Below are 16,219 nucleotides of genomic sequence, written 5' to 3'. Positions count from 1 at the left end.
AACGCGTGACAAAAAAAAAGCGCTTGATTACAAGCGCTTTTTTTAGACATCAACGGCATCGCTTAGATATCTGAACATTGGTTCCATGCCATGAAAGAACCCAAGTTCTTAACATCGCTAAAGCCCATGCTAACTAACATTTGTAGTGCCATTTGTGAACGCTGACCAGAACGACAGAAAACCACAACTGGACGAGATTTATCCAATTTTGCCGCTAGAGAATCCAGCTGCTGCAAAGGAAGGTTCATCGCCTGAGCTATTTTTGATGCTTCATACTCTTCTGCAGTACGAACATCTACAAGTTGAGCATTTTGGTTTTTTACAAGTTGTTTTGCTTCTTCACATGAAATAAACATAATCCAGTTTCTCCAAAAATTATCTTATTATTAGCTGTTGCTAATAATACAGAAATAATTAACAAACTCAATCGTATCACCTTAATTTTTATAAATTTATCTTATGCAAGACGGCTCTATTGTTAATAAGAATACCGCTGCTTAAGCAAACAGTGCAAACAGCACCCAAATACTCAAGGCCGCAAACAATGCAGCGACGACATCATCCGCCATAATGCCAAAACCGCCCTCCAAACGCTGGTCTAACCAACCGATTGGCCACGGTTTCAGAATATCAAAAAAACGAAAACTGATAAACGCCACCAACCACCAAAGCCAAGATTGCTCTGGCAGTAAAATCAAAACAATCCAGATACCAATAAACTCATCCCAAACAATCCCACCGTGGTCATGCACACCAATCGCCTCTGCAGATTTTTGGCAAATCCAACTGCCAGTAAATAAGCCAACCAGCAATAGTATCCATGCCGCGGTGTGCGACCATAACAAAATAGGGACAAACAAAAGCAACCCCAGTAAAGTGCCCCAAGTACCGGGTGCAGGCGAGATTAAACCGGAACCTAAACCATAGCCAAGAAACTCGGCAGGACTTTTGATAATTTGCGCCAAACGAGGCGCGGGAACAGTGTTTTTTTGCTTAGACATAATAATTTACTAAATAGCGAGTAATGGAGACAGGGGCTAGTTTACGCGAAATACCGATTCTTTAGATAACAAATCCTGCGCCACCAAGAGTCGATTTCTTTTAACAGAAACAAAGCTTCAGTCAACGTTTAAAACCTTTCTCAAACCAAATCGATTTTCCTTTAGATCACCAATCACCAAACAGCACTGGATTCCCTTGGGTTCGAGCATTTGGTTTACTCAAAGAATCCTCATCGTATAAGACCCTTACATATAATCATCGACGCCGCGGTTACTTTTCTTCTGATGCGCTCTACTGCGTTAAGTTAAGGAAATACAGAACAAGTCCAAATGCCTTCAGGCACAGAAAAACTTAACTTAACTGAACAAGACAACTATTTTTGTCATGCCTGGACCGAACAAAAACAGGAAATTCCGCGCTGAAGTCAATGAAGACTTGTTTTGCGTCTACTTTACTGATTGCTCAAATCTGATTTAAAGCGAACCCAATCACCGCGCAAATTCGGAATAGCGCTAATAATCGATAACATCAAAGACGCGAAATACGGAATCGACTGCACCAATAACACCGCAAACCATAGATTAATTTCAAAAGTGTCAAAGCCAAACTTCCAATATAAAAGCACTGCAGCCGTCAACAAAATCGCCGCCATCAAGGCTTCCTCATAGGCATCCAATAATGCTTGCCATAGGTTATGACTGTCCGCCAATTTCGGGGTGCGTAAAAATGGCATTTTGCGTCCAACAAACAAGCCCCACAACACCGCTTTTGCAATCGTATGGGATAAAGCCAAACCGGAAATCGCGGCGGCCAAAGCGGTACGCAAATTCGCCCCAACATGCCCCATATATAAAACCAGCATTTTGCTCATCTTGAAACCGAAAAAAACGATAGGAATAATCGAAATCATCCAATCTGGGGCATTATATTGAACCGGATCACTGAGCATTAACCCCGTCCAGATAATCGCTAAAACCGTGAAAATATAGTTAAAACCGTCGGCAATCCAGGGTAGCCAGCCCGCAAAGAAATGGTAACGCTGCCCAGGCTTTAACTGCGTCTTATTCCAATCCAATAAAGCACCGGCATGTTCGCGCAAAATCTGCATTGCCCCATAAGCCCAGCGGTAACGCTGTTTTTTATAATCGATATAGGTATCGGGCATCACCCCTTTACCAAAACTGTGTTCGCTATATACCGCCGCGTAACCCTGTTCAAAAATACGCAAACCCAATTCTGCATCTTCGGTAATCGTCGTTTCACCCCAGCCACCAACCGCTTGCAAAACACGGTGCCGAACCATCGTCATAGTGCCATGCTGAATAATCGCATTGCGCTCATTACGGGTTACCATGCCAATATGAAAAAAGCCTTTATATTCGGCATAACACATCGCTTTAAAAGCATTTTGCGAATAATCCCAATAGTCTTGCGGCGCTTGGACAATCGCAACATTCGGCTCATGAAACTGCCCAACCATTCGCTTTAACCAATCGGGATTCACTCGATAATCACTGTCTATGACCGCGATAATTTCCGCCTGCTCCGCGGTACGTTGCAAAGCATAATTCAAAGCTCCAGCCTTAAAACCACTTAATGGGCTGACATGATAAAAACGAAACCGCTCGCCCAATTCAGCACAAAAGTCCTCAACCGGCCGCCACACCGATTCATCACGCGTATTGTTATCAATCACTAGCACTTCAAAACACGGATAATCCAGTTGGCTCAGCGCCAATAAGGTTTCTTTCATCATCTCAGGCGGCTCGTTATAGGCGGGAACATGAATCGAAACAAACGGACAAACACCTTGCTGCACCGGCACTTCAATTAAAGGACGGCGACGCTGGTGATACCAGATGGCTTCAGCCCACTCATGCGCTTCGGTCAAAATGACAACAATCACCCCCACCACGCCAAGCAAGAGCAAAATCCCTACGAGCACACCCACCCAATTATGGTATTCACTCGAATAGTCATAAATCATCCAGATAACCAAACTGGAAATCAAAAATGCCAACACCGCCAAAAAGCTGCGGCCACGTTTACGTAAAGCGCCGCTATCAATTAATAAAAAAGCGATCATCGCTACGGCTAACAAAGCCGAAGCGGCTGCGAGAAAACGCCATTCAGGCAGTGCGATAATCGGGGTTTGCTGCTCAAATTTCAATTGACGATCAACGTCATACAAACCCCAATGACCACCGACACTGCCTTCCAAGCGATTTTTCCATGGCTGGTCAAACGCTTCCATCATGTAAAAAATATATTTTTCTTGTTGCGCGCGCTGAATAAAACGGCGCATAAAAATCGCTTGGTTGGCACGTGAGGCTTCGGCTTTTTTAATCGCGCGACCTTTACTTGGCCAACCCACTTCGGTAATCACAATCGGTTTACCTGGAAAGGTACTGCGTAACAAATTCATCTTATCAACAATATATTCGATGGAATCTTCTAGCGCGATACCTTCCCAAAAAGGCAACATATGCACGGCGATAAAATCCACTTCATCCACCAATTCCGGATGTTTTATCCAGACGTGCCAAGGCTCGGCAGTACCCACCGGAACAGAGGTCTTAGCACGCACATCCTGCAACACCGCAATCAACTGTTCGGGAGACAAATCTTCACGCAATAGCACTTCATTACCGACAATTGCACGTACAATGTTATAAGGCGGCTGTTCAATAAGCTGAATAAATCGCTCAATTTCTGCGGTATTACGCGCTTGGTCTTTATCCAGCCAAGCCCCCAGCGCAAGATTGATTTTATATTTATAAGCTAATTGCGGAATTTGAGCGAACACCTTATCTACGGTATAGGTGCGAATCGCATGAGCTTTACCAGACAATAACTCCAAATCACGATCAATCTGCTCAGGAGTGGGATATTTTTCTAAGAAAGGGCTCTGCCCTTTTTGATAAGGCGAAAATGCAAAACCAGGAATGTCATTCGGCCAAGCCGGTTCTTCTATCGGCTGATTGAAATACGCATAGGTGCCAAAAATTATCGAAATAAGCAACACAACAACAGAAAAGTTATGCATGGATGGAACCACCACTAAACGGAGACTAAGAGTGTAATTTTAGCAAAACGGCATAATTAAACCCGATTTGCTTTGTCTGTTCTAAAAAATCGTAAGTGAAAAAATGATTAAACTCCCCCTTTTTCAACTATTTTAATTTTTAAGCATTTTCTTCTTGCATTACGCTTGGTTTTAACGCATACTTTGCAGCGCTAGAAAAATCTATTAAAATTTACATTCTTCATTTCGCTGTATTATTTTTTGTAACACCTCGTCCTGCAGTATTTAAGTTCCGTCAGTTTTTATCTTTAAGCAAGCCACGCCTATTGCAGGCAAAATTTATATAAAATTTATAGGATGTTATTATGTCTAACACAGTAAAAGGAACCGTTAAGTGGTTCAACGAAACTAAAGGTTTTGGATTTATCGAACAACAGTCTGGTCCAGACGTTTTCGCACATTTCAGCTCAATCGTTAGTGATGGCTTCAAAACTCTAAACGAAGGTCAAGCTGTTGAGTTTGTTGTTACAAAAGGTCTAAAAGGCCCACAAGCTGAAAACATCGTCGTTCTTTAATAACTCCGTTATCCAATGCTTCAGCAACGGATAATGAGCTTATTAAAAAAGAGATTTAACATCTCCCAGACCGTTTAAAAAAACCCAGTGTAAAAGCTGGGTTTTTTTGTTTGGACGCATCCCTGAAGAAATACAAAATAAATCCAAATAACTTCAGACACTGAACAATTTAGCTGAGCAAGACGGTATTCTTGTCATGCCTAGAATTGACTCTCCTCAATCCCATGCTGAAGCCAATAAAGGCTTATTTATGGCTTCCTAAAACTTACAAAAAAAAGAGATAAAAAAAGCGTGCCGCCAATCAAGACTGCACGCTTTTTTAAGAAGAGGCCAAATCATTCTAAAGAGAAATTATCAGCACCTTCTTAACGAACAAAGGAGTTATTCGCTTATTTTCTTGCGCGTTTTTTTGCAGAAGTACGAAGACGCAATGCATTTAACTTAATAAACCCTTCTGCATCTTTATGGTTGTAAGCCCCGCCATCTTCTTCAAAAGTGGCAATCATTTCATCAAATAAACTGTTTTCAGATGAACGACCCACGACAACCACATTGCCTTTATACAATTTTAAACGCACCATTCCAGAAACATTTTCTTGCGACTTATCAATCATCGCTTGCAGCATTTCACGCTCTGGCGCAAACCAAAAACCGTTATAAATCATCTCGGCGTATTTCGGCATCAACTCATCTTTTAAATGCGCCGCGTTACGATCTAAAGTCAAGGACTCCATCGCGCGATGCGCTTTAAGCATAATGGTTCCTGCCGGCGTTTCATAACAACCACGCGACTTCATACCAACAAAACGGTTTTCGACAATGTCATCACGACCAATTCCGTTTTCGCCGCCAACTTTATTTAAGTACTCCATAACGGTTGCTGGGCTCATCGCTTCGCCATTAATCGCCACGATATCGCCTTTTTCAAAACTTAGTTCTACGTAAGTTGGACTGTCAGGTGCATTTTCCGGAGAAACCGTCCATAACCACATATCTTCTTCCGGCTCAGAATGAGGCTCTTCCAAAATACCGCCTTCATAAGAGATGTGAAGTAGATTTGCATCCATTGAATAAGGTGACTTTTTGCCTTTTTTGTTCTCGATTTGAATACCGTGCTCATCTGCATACGCCATTAACTTTTCACGCGACAACAGATCCCATTCACGCCATGGCGCAATCACTTTAACATCAGGCATTAAAGAGTACGCATTCAACTCAAAACGTACTTGGTCATTTCCCTTACCTGTTGCGCCATGCGAAATTGCATCAGCGCCAACTTCTTGTGCAATTTCTACCAAACGCTTGGCAATTAAAGGGCGTGCGATTGAAGTACCTAAACGGTACTCGCCTTCATACATCGCGTTAGCGCGTAACATCGGGAACACGAAATCACGCGCAAATTCTTCGCGTAAATCTTCGATATAAATCTCTTTAATCCCCATCGCTTTGGCTTTGGCGCGCGCTGGCTCAACTTCTTCACCTTGGCCAATATCGGCGGTAAAAGTGACGACTTCACACTGATATTCTTCTTGCAACCACTTAGCAATAATCGAGGTATCCAAACCACCGGAATAGGCTAGAACAACTTTTTTGATTTCAGACATTTCTGTTCCTTGATAAAACTTTGAGAAAATTCTAAATTGCGCGCGATTATACATTAAAATCCGTAGTCAATATAGGGGCTGTTAAATATTCAACCCTGCCGAGAAAAACGCAATAGTAAACCCGATTGACCTCAGCGAGGCGTTGCCTTTCAACCAAATTGCTCTGTGCTTCCTTAGGGAGACGTAAAGGATTTAAAATGACCAAATTGCTCGACTTTTTCAAGGTCACGCCACAATATCTACTGCCTAAGCACTTGCTTTCAGAGTTAATGCATCGTTTTATGCAAATTGAAATCAAGTGGCTTAAAAATGGCACCATTAAGTTACTAACCCGTCTATACGGAATTAACATGGCAGAAGCGGCGAGCGAAGACCTTGACGACTACCCTAACTTTAATGCCTTTTTCACCCGCGCTTTAAAAGCGGATGCCCGCCCAATCGACAGTAATCCAAATGCATGGTGTTCACCTGTTGACGGTCTAATCAGTCAGTCGCAGCACATTGACGGCAATAAATTAATACAAGCTAAATCACACCTTTACACCACAGAAGCTTTAGTCGGTGGCGACATCAGTTACGCCAAAGAGTTTCAAAACGGCGATTCGGCCGTCATCTACCTCTCTCCCAAGGACTATCACCGCATTCATATGCCGATCGATGCCCAATTACTGTCAATGACCTATGTACCAGGCGACCTATTTGCCGTTAATCCCGCAACCGTTCGCAATGTAGAAGGATTGTTCGCCCGCAATGAACGTCTAATATTGCGTTTTGAAAATTCCCAAGGCCCTTTCTGTTTGATTATGGTCGGTGCGATTTTTGTCGGCTCGATGGAAACCGTGTTTGCCGGTAAAATCACTCCCGAATACGAACCAACCATACGCCACTGGGATTATCATCAAGACGCTTTACACTTTAGCAAAGGTGAGGAAATTGGCCGCTTTAATATGGGCTCGACAGTGATTCTATTGACACCGCCTAAGCAATTGCCGGAATTAGGTAAAATCCAACGCAACACCCCTATTCAAATGGGCCAACATCTGGCAGACTATCCGGACAACAATCAAGATCAATTTGAGGAAAGACAATGAAACTGATTACTGCGATTATCAAGCCATTCAAGTTAGACGATGTTCGTGATGCATTGCATAACATTGAAATTCACGGGATGACGGTGACCGAAGTTAAAGGCTATGGTCGTCAAAAAGGCCATACTGAAATGTATCGTGGCGCAGAGTATGTAGTCGATTTCTTACCAAAATTGAAACTGGAAATCGCTGTCAGTGAAAGCATTGTTGAATCCGCCGTGGAGGCCATTATTGATGCTGCACAAACCGGTAAAATCGGTGACGGCAAAATTTTTGTGACCAATATCGAACAAACCGTTCGTATTCGTACAGGTGAAACCGGCGAAGAAGCTTTATAAGTTTACATCCGCATTTTTTTCCCTAATAAACCAGTGAAAACTGGCAAAGAGACAGCCCTTTATTGGGCTGTTTTGCTTTATCGCTTAAAGAGTGGATTGTGATATTTGATTATGCTGTTTTATTTGGCTTAGCCCTCTTATCGGCCACTTTACTGCCTGGAGGCTCAGAGATTTATCTTCTTAACCTCAGCCAAACCCCCAGCTATTCGCTGTTTGTACTCTGGTTAATTGCCACTCTCGGCAACACCCTCGGCTCAGTAATCAACTACTTATTGGGACGTTACCTACTGCACTGGCAGAACAGTCGATGGTTTCCAATAAAAGCAACCTCTTTGACACGCAGTCAACAGTGGTTTCAACGCTATGGCTCGGCATCCATGTTACTCGCTTGGACACCGATTATCGGCGACGCTTTAACTTTGCTGGCTGGTGTTATGAAAATGCACTTTGGGCTATTTGTGGTATTGGTATTGATTGGTAAAGGATTTCGTTACGCCATCATTCTCGGCCTCGTACAAGCACTCTAAAAACAGATACTGTTCATGATCAACCCCATTTCTTTACCAATAACTCAGACCAACCTGATGCACTTGCCGCGTCTGACGCTGAATTTCACCAAATGGAGCCAACTCCCAATCCCACTGCTCTATTACTGACGGCGCAGCCACTTGCCACCAAGGATTAAACGCATCCAGCTGGACGCCGGCATGATTAAACTCGACAATTTGCCGATCAGCGATCAAACAGACTGGACAACGAAAAGCATGTAAATAATCCAAATGCTGTTGAATCAATAAACTGGAAAACCGTTCTGTCTGCTCCAATCTCAACCAACCGTGCTTTAATAAATATTTAGCTGGCAGTAGCGGTAACTGAGTAATCAAATTAAGCGAGACGACCAACCCTATATCGGTTCTATCTAACCACTTAGATGGAGGCTGTAATTGCGTTGCTGTATTTTTTGGCTCAGCAAACAATGCCGCTAAGTTCTCAGTAACATCATGTTCAATTAACTGCACGTTCGAATAAACACTGACCGTACGTCGTACCTGCAGACTAAACAGCAAATCCACTAAAATAACCCGTTTAAAATTCACAGCCAAATCGGCTAACGGAATATCCTCCAAGTGCCCTGCACCAAAAATCAGCACGCTTTTTTCTTGTAAATGAGAGCAATTCCCCGCCCGTTTAAGCGCCTGCAAAATGCCATTTTGACAATGCTGATAATGCGCTTGCCAATGTGGCTCACAACGCCTTGCTCTGGCACGCATCGCAATCGATTCATGCAAATAACCGAGCGGTTTAACATAATTTAAGTTTAGCGGCGTACGCCACGCTTGCCAAAACTCCCAAAGCATTCTTAAAAAAGCACCAACATATTAGTCATCCAGACCTAACGTTTGCGTTTTTCGGGTTAAGGTGTTACGCCCCCAACCCAACAGGGCTGCAGCTTTTTGGCGATGTCCGGAACTGTGTTTTAAAGCTTCCTCAATTAGCACCGTTTCAAATTTCGACTCTGCCGAAGTATGCAACCCCTCCTTTCCTGACGCCAAAAAGTTTTGCGCCCAACGACGCAAAGGCCCTTCCCAATTATCATTCCCAGCTTCAGCAGTACCATCTTCTGTCGGTCGCTGCAGCTCTAAGGGTAAATCCTCTACATAAACCGTTTTGTCCGGCGCCATAATGGTTAACCATGTGCATAGACTGCGCAGTTGCCGGACATTCCCCGGCCACGGTAAAGCGGACAAAAAAGCTTCGACTTCTTTGCTTAACTGTTTCTCTTCCAATTTCAGCGCTTTGGCCTCAAGCTCCATATAAAAACGCGCCAATAACGGAATGTCTTCGCGCCTTTCACGCAAAGCCGGTACCTTAATACGAATAATATTCAGACGATAGAGTAAATCTTCACGGAAGCGCCCCTCGCGCACCAAGCGTTCCATATTTTGGTGAGTGGCAGCAACGATTCGCACATTGGTGGTAATTGGATTACGACCACCCACGCGGTAAAAACTACCATCGTTTAAAACACGTAAGAGACGCGTTTGTAAGTCGACCGGCATATCACCAATCTCATCTAAAAACAGCGTGCCACCATCCGCCTGCTCAAAACGCCCAATGCGTTGCGAATGCGCTCCCGTAAACGCCCCTTTTTCATGCCCAAACAATTCGGATTCCAACAGCTCTCGCGGAATCGCTGCCGTATTTAGTGCCACAAAAGGCCCTTCGGCACGAGGGCTTAATTCGTGCAGCGCGCGCGCAACTAATTCCTTACCGGTCCCTGTCTGACCATTAATCAACACCGTTACATCCAGTTTTGACACCCGTCCGAGTACGCGAAACACCTCTTGCATGGCCGGTGCGCCACCAATAATATTCAACGGCTGCTTATTGCTTTTTTTAGTGCGATGGACACGTGCCAAACCGCCGGACAGATGACGCTTGACTGCACGATCAATCAAGGAGGCCGCTTCATCAATATCAAACGGCTTTGGAAGATATTCAAACGCTTCGCTTTGAAACGACTTCACTGCCGTATCCAAATCGGCGTGCGCAGTCATAATAATCACCGGAATCTGCTTATCCTTTTCATGAATCGCCTCCATAAAGGTCAGACCATCCATATCGGGCATACGCACATCAGAGAGCACCGCTGCCGGAGGGTACTCATCGATTGTCTGCAAAGCACGCAAAGGGGAATCAAATACCTTGACGTTATAAGGCTTATCCTCCAGCGCCGCCTCTAATACCCAGCGAATCGACGCATCATCATCCACAACCCATACAATCGGGGCGTCTACCATCTCTTGTGCTACCTGTGTCATTGACTTAGCGTTCCTTTTGCTTAAGCGGGAGATATACATTAAACGTGGTTTTGCCCGGCTCACTCTCCGCGACAATTAACCCATCGTGCTGGCGCAAGACATTTTGCGCCACCGGCAAACCTAAACCAGTCCCTTCTTTTTTGGTACTGACCATCGGATAAAAAATCGAATCGAACACTTCGGGGGCGATTCCCTCACCCTCATCACTGATGCTGATCAGCGCCACCAACGGGTAAGTCTGTGTCCCCAATGTAAACTTATGCTCAACCCGTGTTCTGATGGTCAACATACCGCCATACTGCTGCATCGCCTGAATCGCATTTTTGACCAAATTCAACAAGGCTTGCACCATGGCTTCAAAATCGATCATCACCTCGGGAATCGATGGATCATAATCGAGTTTGACATAGACATTATTTGGTTTTTCACCTTCGGTAATCTGTAACACATAACGAATCAATTCATGGATATTATGCTCTTCTTTTTCATTCGACTGTTTTGGTCCAAGCATTCGATCAACCAAATTTTTCAGTCGCAAAACCTCTTTGGAAATAATATCTAAAAAATCATTGGCTTTATCACTCGGTTCAAAACGTCGTTGCAAGAGTTGCGCAGCCCCCAAAATACCAGCCAGTGGGTTTTTGACTTCATGCGCCAAAGTACGAATCAGTAAATTGCCCGCCTCATATTGATGCCAACGCTCGTCCTCTTCGACAATTCGGTGATGCCGTTCGGTATTATAGAGTTCAAACAACCAGCCGCGCTCCACACCAAGTTCGTAAGGCGAAATGGTGCAACTCACTCGTACTTTAAACAGATCGGACTGTTCAACAACATATTCATGCACTGTAATTTTTTTTTCGTCCGCTAACTCAAGCGATTCAATTAAGTTCGGCATCAATTTATGCCAGCGAGTTCCAATCACACGTGAAGGACTAAGCTGAAAAATCTCACCCGCTGCGACATTCATAAAGGTAATAGTCTGTGATCGATCAACCCATAATACGGCGGTGGTCAACCCCTCTAGCACTTCTCTAAAAAAATCGTCACTTTCTGTTTGAATCATTTGAATGGTCTGCTTACTCATTAAGTATCTCAGTAAAAGAGTGTGATCCCGATGTTTGAATTTAAAATAGGCTATCGACAAGCTCAACAATCGCCTCACCTATCAAAGAGTGTTCCACTTTGACAATTTTCGCACCAAAACAGGAAAATTATTTTTTGAAGTGCGCCTTTAAACACCGAACCCCAGCATATTAAGATTCCGTTTTTTGGCTCTAGAACTCAGCGTGCACAAAGTTTAAAACGGCGTGCTTTAACCACCAGTTTGCACGCTAAGGACGTTCATCAAAAAAACATCAATCAATATGGTTCAGAAAAATCACCCTTAATTCAATAAATGCCATTTAAATAAACTCGGTAATAGCACCTGAAAAGATTATCGACGGACAAAAAAGTCAAAACCTCTTGTAATTACATAGCCCTACAAAGCTTTTCAATTAATTGGCGTGCGTCATCATCTCACGTACAACTTGTGGGTCTGGAAAAGCAAACACGTAAATAATCAAAAAAAGCACATAAAATACAAAGCGGCCAATCCCCTGGAACTGGATTCTTGGGTGGCTTAAAACCGCAATCGCTAAACCCGAAACGATTCCTCCAATCGCCCCCAAAGTTCCTGCCAGCATCGCCAATAAAGCCCCGAATGCCATAACATAATAATGCCAAGTGAACTTTGCTTTTGGTTGATTCATTGCTAATATCCTTGCGATTAAATATAGATGTTGACGAGCGGTTATTCTAAAACATCCACCCAACAAATAAACGATAAACTACCAGTTTAGTGCAAGATTGCACCAAAACATCCCTCTTAAAACCTTGGGTTCAAAAAGGAGTCTTATGAAAAATCCAATTATTGTGGTCGGCTTAGGCGAACTAGGCAGTGTATTTGCCCGAGGTTTCCTACGCCTTGGTTATCCAGTACAAGGCGCAATGCGCAATCAAGACTTAAACGTCTTAGCGAAAGACATACCAGAGCCACAAGCCGTACTGATTGCCGTCGGAGAAGCCGATATTGCTACCGTTCTGCAAACCATTCCTAGCGCCTGGCAAGAACGTATAATTTTACTGCAAAATGAACTTTTACCGCGCGACTGGATCGCCGCAAAACTGCCAACCCCAACCGTTATCTCAGTTTGGTTTGAAAAGAAAAAAGGCATGGACTCTAAAGTAGTCATCCCTTCGCCGATTTACGGCAGCCAAGCAAAATTGGTGTTCGACGCACTCGGAAAACTGGACTTACCGGCGTACATTGTCGATACGGAAGCGGAACTATTGTATGAGTTGATTCGTAAAAATTTATATATTCTAACCACCAATATTGCTGGCTTAGAAGTGGGGGGCAACGTACATCAACTGCAAACCGAACACCCGCAATTATTGCAAGACGTAGCGCAAGATATTTTAGAGATACAAGCTTACCTGAGCGGTCAAACGCAAGATGCCGACCGTTTAATGACCGGATTGCTCGAAGCCTTTGCAGGAGACCCTGAACACGGCTGCATGGGTCGTTCAGCACCGGCTCGTCTAAAACGCGCCCTAAGCTTTGCTGACCAAGCCAACTTAGAAGTCGCTACACTGCGCCGGATTGCCCAGCAACGACTGTGACCATACCACAAGGATTGCGAAATAACGCAATCCTTGTTGTTACACCGCTTAATGATGCAGAGCCAAACAAAAAACCCCGCAAGGACATTCCTAACGGGGTTTTAAAATATGGTGGGTCGTGCGCGATTCGAACGCGCGACCAATTGATTAAAAGTCAACTGCTCTACCAGCTGAGCTAACGACCCATATTGTATAGTGTTAACTAAAAACTTAATAATAAGCTTAAAGTTTATTCCAGTGGTGGGTCGTGCGCGATTCGAACGCGCGACCAATTGATTAAAAGTCAACTGCTCTACCAGCTGAGCTAACGACCCCCTTCGGAATGGGGCGTATTATACAAGTCTGAGGTATCAGCGCAAGCTTTTTGGTACATTTTTTTATAAGTTTTTTTGAAACACTGACACGGCATATTTTCAAACGCTGCCGCATCCACCGATAGCTGCTTTAAAAACAAAAACTTAGGCAAAAGCAGAATAACTCGACACGACTCCATGCCCAAAACCATTTGACCTGAATAAGACGACTGCTACCCTAATATTAAGACCTGACAATGACAGATAACGCTCATCGCTTATCTGTACTATGGTCAACTTTACTCAACCACGCCTGGTAAATAAACAGTCGGGTCTGCGATTCCTGCCTGTGCAAAACCTTGTTTACGTAAACGACAAGAATCGCAGACGCCACAGGCACGACCAAGCAAATCAGCCTGATAACACGAAACCGTTAAAGAGTAATCGACACCTAATGCATCACCTGTCTGAATAATTTGCGCCTTGGTTAAATCAATCAACGGCGTTTTTACCCGTAAGGTGTGCCCCTCAACACCAACCTTGGTCGCCAAATTTGCCATTACTTCAAAAGCTTTAATAAACTCAGGACGACAATCTGGATAACCAGAATAATCCACCGCATTGACGCCAATGAAAATATCGTCCGCCTCTACCACCTCAGCCAAAGCCAGCGCATACGAAAGAAAAACCGTATTACGAGCTGGCACATAGGTAATTGGAATTTCGCCTTCAACCACCCCGCTAATGGGTACCGCCAAAGAATCATCCGTTAAGGCCGAACCCCCAATTTTACGCATATCGACATCCATCACACGATGCGTTGCCGCGCCCATCTGTTTAGCCAAATTCTCAGCCGCGTCCAGCTCTGCTCTATGGCGTTGACCATAATCAAAACTCATCGTATGGCATTCATATCCTTCGCTGAGCGCAATCGCAAGTACTGTCGCAGAATCTAAACCGCCGGACAGGAGAATAACCGCTTTTTTGTTTGATGTCATACCACCACTCCCTCTCAAAATAAGCAAACTATTATAACCAACCCACCGAGCCCAGATGCGCTCAGCAACGCACTTTTAAAACCAGTGAAACAAAAAACCCACCTAGCACAAACGCTCAAGGTGGGTTTATAAGAAAAAGCCAACTCAAAAAAGCTTACATTTTTTCCAATATTTTTTGCGCATTTGCCGCGGCGCGGCTCTCAGGAAACTCTTGAACTACCCGTTGATAGACTTTTTTCGCATCTTCATCACGTTTCAAATTACTCAAACAGTCACCTGCACGTAACATGGCATCACTGGCCTTAGAAGACTCTGGAAAGTCACGAACCAATTGGCTATAGACATCAAGTGCGGCTTCAAATTTATTGTCAATATACATACCTTCCGCACGCCAATAATAGGCATTCGGCAATAAATCCGACTGCGGATATTTACTGATAAAGTCCCCAAAAGCCACAACTGAATCCGCGTAATTGGTGTTGCGCATCAAACCAAAAGCCGCTTGATAGGCTTTTTGTTCTTCCGCCGTTGCAGGGCGTAATGCCGGTTTTAGCACCGGGGCCGGCTTGGGTTCCGTGACTGGCGGTACCACAACCGATGGAGCATCCTCTGACACCGATGACGGCGCAGAAGCCGCCCCAGCAACACTGCCATCCTGTAGACGACGTAAATCATCCTGCAACACTAAAATACGCGCAGCCTGCACTTTCTGTTGTTCAAGGGCTTGTGATAATTGCGCTTGTAAATTAACAACCAACTGCTGTAACTCACTCAAGCTAGCCGCATCTTGAGGTGCAGCGGCATTTTTCACTGCTGGCGCAAGCGCCGATTCCGGCATCAGTGAAAGGTCACGTTGCACACGCTCAACCTTATCTTGCAGTGTTTGAATCTCACGCTCTTGTTCATTTAACTTGCGCGTCATGTCCAACAACACAGGATTATTTGCCACTCGCTCTAAACGCTCAATTCGCTGCTCTAAAGTCTGCGCTTGAACTTGAGCGCCAAAAATAGCCAATGCGACCGCGCTGGAAATTAGCGATTTTTTTAAGATCGTCTGCAATACCGTCATGCTGTTTCGTCCTTTTGCACTATGCCGTTAAATCTATTTTAAAATAATCTGTACACGACGGTTTTTGGCATAAGCGGCTTCATCTGAACCAAAAACAGCTGGTTCTTCTTCGCCCATACTACTCACACCAAGACGGTTCGGAGCGATACCCAACACTAGCAAAGCGTCATAGACCGCTTTGGCACGCTTTTCTCCGAGAGCTAAATTGTATTCCGGCGACCCGCGCTCGTCAGTATGGCCATATAAAGCGGCTTTACGACGAGGGTCTTGAACCAAGACGTCGGCATAATAGCGCAGCACAGCCATCCCTGTTTCATCGACCGAAAATTGGTCATAACCAAAATAGACCACATTATCGTGCAACGGATTCAACAATTTATACTCAGGCAGTTGCGGATTCAACGGATCGCCAATATCCACGCTTTGCATCCCGTCTAAAGGATCAATATTGGCCAACAATTGGCCATTCGAACCGTAAATTTGCACCGGCGTGACAGCAGCACCGCCCAAATCCTGCTGCTCAATCGCGTAACGGCCATCAAGCCCAGGCGCAGTATCCTGCGATGGTGCGCCATCCAGAATGGCATCCATCTCTTTTTGTGGAGGTGTGCTACAGGCTGCTAAAGATGCCGTCAAGACAGCAAGCGCCAATTTAGATAGGGTTTTCATCTACTCTCCTCGTACACTTAAATCCATCCCAGATTTAAGGTTTCATTCATCAGATACAAAACGATTATC

The 16,219-nt window shown here is 44.3% G+C and carries 16 protein-coding genes and 2 tRNA genes; 5 read left to right on the top strand and 13 right to left on the bottom strand.

The window, feature by feature from the left end; genetic code table 11:
* Nucleotides 1-62 precede the first annotated feature (62 nt).
* From HRR27_RS05625 to HRR27_RS05615, 3 genes are all read right to left on the bottom strand, one after another.
* Nucleotides 63-356 carry a rhodanese-like domain-containing protein gene (locus tag HRR27_RS05625; RefSeq protein ID WP_173271722.1) on the bottom strand — a complete coding sequence of 98 codons (294 nt, stop codon included), beginning with the start codon at nucleotides 354-356 and terminating at the stop codon, nucleotides 63-65.
* A 141-nt stretch (nucleotides 357-497) separates the two neighbouring features.
* On the bottom strand, nucleotides 498-1,001 hold the full coding sequence (locus HRR27_RS05620; protein ID WP_173271720.1) for a phosphatidylglycerophosphatase A family protein: 504 nt from the start codon (nucleotides 999-1,001) through the stop codon (nucleotides 498-500).
* Between the two features lie 452 nt (nucleotides 1,002-1,453).
* Complete coding sequence (locus HRR27_RS05615) at nucleotides 1,454-4,048, bottom strand: glycosyltransferase family 2 protein (protein ID WP_173271718.1); 2,595 nt, start codon at nucleotides 4,046-4,048, stop codon at nucleotides 1,454-1,456.
* 344 nt (nucleotides 4,049-4,392) lie between these two features.
* Between HRR27_RS05615 and HRR27_RS05610 the strand changes: the two genes are divergently transcribed.
* Complete coding sequence (locus tag HRR27_RS05610; RefSeq protein WP_173271708.1) at nucleotides 4,393-4,602, top strand: cold-shock protein; 210 nt, start codon at nucleotides 4,393-4,395, stop codon at nucleotides 4,600-4,602.
* Nucleotides 4,603-4,991: 389 nt separating this feature from the next.
* On the opposite strand, the gene HRR27_RS05605 is transcribed toward HRR27_RS05610, so the two are convergent.
* On the bottom strand, nucleotides 4,992-6,206 hold the full coding sequence (locus HRR27_RS05605; protein WP_173271705.1) for an argininosuccinate synthase: 1,215 nt from the start codon (nucleotides 6,204-6,206) through the stop codon (nucleotides 4,992-4,994).
* A gap of 197 nt (nucleotides 6,207-6,403) precedes the next feature.
* Here HRR27_RS05605 and asd point away from each other — a divergent pair, with 197 nt between their 5' ends.
* From asd to HRR27_RS05590, 3 genes are all read left to right on the top strand, one after another.
* Nucleotides 6,404-7,297: an archaetidylserine decarboxylase gene (asd, locus tag HRR27_RS05600; RefSeq protein WP_173271703.1), complete on the top strand. Its 894-nt coding sequence runs from the start codon at nucleotides 6,404-6,406 to the stop codon at nucleotides 7,295-7,297.
* Entirely contained in the window at nucleotides 7,294-7,632 is a 339-nt protein-coding gene (locus HRR27_RS05595) for a P-II family nitrogen regulator (RefSeq protein WP_173271701.1), read from the top strand. The genes asd and HRR27_RS05595 overlap by 4 nt, the downstream gene beginning before the upstream one ends.
* 98 nt (nucleotides 7,633-7,730) lie before the next feature.
* Nucleotides 7,731-8,159, top strand: a complete 429-nt coding sequence (locus HRR27_RS05590; protein ID WP_243830892.1) for a YqaA family protein — start codon at nucleotides 7,731-7,733, stop codon at nucleotides 8,157-8,159.
* 33 nt (nucleotides 8,160-8,192) lie between these two features.
* On the opposite strand, the gene HRR27_RS05585 is transcribed toward HRR27_RS05590, so the two are convergent.
* The 4 genes from HRR27_RS05585 to HRR27_RS05570 all read right to left on the bottom strand — a co-directional run bounded on the left by HRR27_RS05585 (nucleotide 8,193) and on the right by HRR27_RS05570 (nucleotide 12,208).
* Nucleotides 8,193-8,990 (bottom strand): hypothetical protein, encoded by a 798-nt coding sequence (locus HRR27_RS05585; RefSeq protein ID WP_173271699.1) that lies wholly within the window; start codon nucleotides 8,988-8,990, stop codon nucleotides 8,193-8,195.
* Between the two features lie 21 nt (nucleotides 8,991-9,011).
* Nucleotides 9,012-10,454, bottom strand: a complete 1,443-nt coding sequence (ntrC, locus tag HRR27_RS05580; RefSeq protein WP_173271697.1) for a nitrogen regulation protein NR(I) — start codon at nucleotides 10,452-10,454, stop codon at nucleotides 9,012-9,014.
* Between the two features lie 4 nt (nucleotides 10,455-10,458).
* On the bottom strand, nucleotides 10,459-11,541 hold the full coding sequence (gene glnL / locus HRR27_RS05575) for a nitrogen regulation protein NR(II) (RefSeq protein WP_243830891.1): 1,083 nt from the start codon (nucleotides 11,539-11,541) through the stop codon (nucleotides 10,459-10,461).
* A gap of 412 nt (nucleotides 11,542-11,953) precedes the next feature.
* Nucleotides 11,954-12,208, bottom strand: a complete 255-nt coding sequence (locus HRR27_RS05570) for a hypothetical protein (protein ID WP_173271694.1) — start codon at nucleotides 12,206-12,208, stop codon at nucleotides 11,954-11,956.
* A 145-nt stretch (nucleotides 12,209-12,353) separates the two neighbouring features.
* Here HRR27_RS05570 and HRR27_RS05565 point away from each other — a divergent pair, with 145 nt between their 5' ends.
* Nucleotides 12,354-13,121 carry a hypothetical protein gene (locus tag HRR27_RS05565; RefSeq protein ID WP_173271692.1) on the top strand — a complete coding sequence of 256 codons (768 nt, stop codon included), beginning with the start codon at nucleotides 12,354-12,356 and terminating at the stop codon, nucleotides 13,119-13,121.
* A 109-nt stretch (nucleotides 13,122-13,230) separates the two neighbouring features.
* Here the strand turns inward: HRR27_RS05565 and HRR27_RS05560 are convergent.
* The 5 genes from HRR27_RS05560 to HRR27_RS05540 all read right to left on the bottom strand — a co-directional run bounded on the left by HRR27_RS05560 (nucleotide 13,231) and on the right by HRR27_RS05540 (nucleotide 16,150).
* A tRNA-Lys gene (locus HRR27_RS05560) sits at nucleotides 13,231-13,306 on the bottom strand.
* Between the two features lie 53 nt (nucleotides 13,307-13,359).
* A tRNA-Lys gene (locus HRR27_RS05555) sits at nucleotides 13,360-13,435 on the bottom strand.
* Between the two features lie 278 nt (nucleotides 13,436-13,713).
* Complete coding sequence (queC, locus tag HRR27_RS05550; RefSeq protein WP_173271689.1) at nucleotides 13,714-14,412, bottom strand: 7-cyano-7-deazaguanine synthase QueC; 699 nt, start codon at nucleotides 14,410-14,412, stop codon at nucleotides 13,714-13,716.
* 154 nt (nucleotides 14,413-14,566) lie between these two features.
* On the bottom strand, nucleotides 14,567-15,481 hold the full coding sequence (ybgF, locus tag HRR27_RS05545) for a tol-pal system protein YbgF (RefSeq protein ID WP_173271685.1): 915 nt from the start codon (nucleotides 15,479-15,481) through the stop codon (nucleotides 14,567-14,569).
* A 33-nt stretch (nucleotides 15,482-15,514) separates the two neighbouring features.
* Nucleotides 15,515-16,150, bottom strand: coding sequence for an OmpA family protein (locus HRR27_RS05540; protein WP_173271682.1), 636 nt, complete (start codon nucleotides 16,148-16,150; stop codon nucleotides 15,515-15,517).
* Nucleotides 16,151-16,219: the final 69 nt, after the last annotated feature.

This window comes from Thiosulfatimonas sediminis (assembly GCF_011398355.1).
GTDB classification, from domain to species: Bacteria; Pseudomonadota; Gammaproteobacteria; order Thiomicrospirales; family Thiomicrospiraceae; genus Thiomicrorhabdus; species Thiomicrorhabdus sediminis_A.
This window is presented reverse-complemented; position numbering and strand designations above follow the sequence as displayed.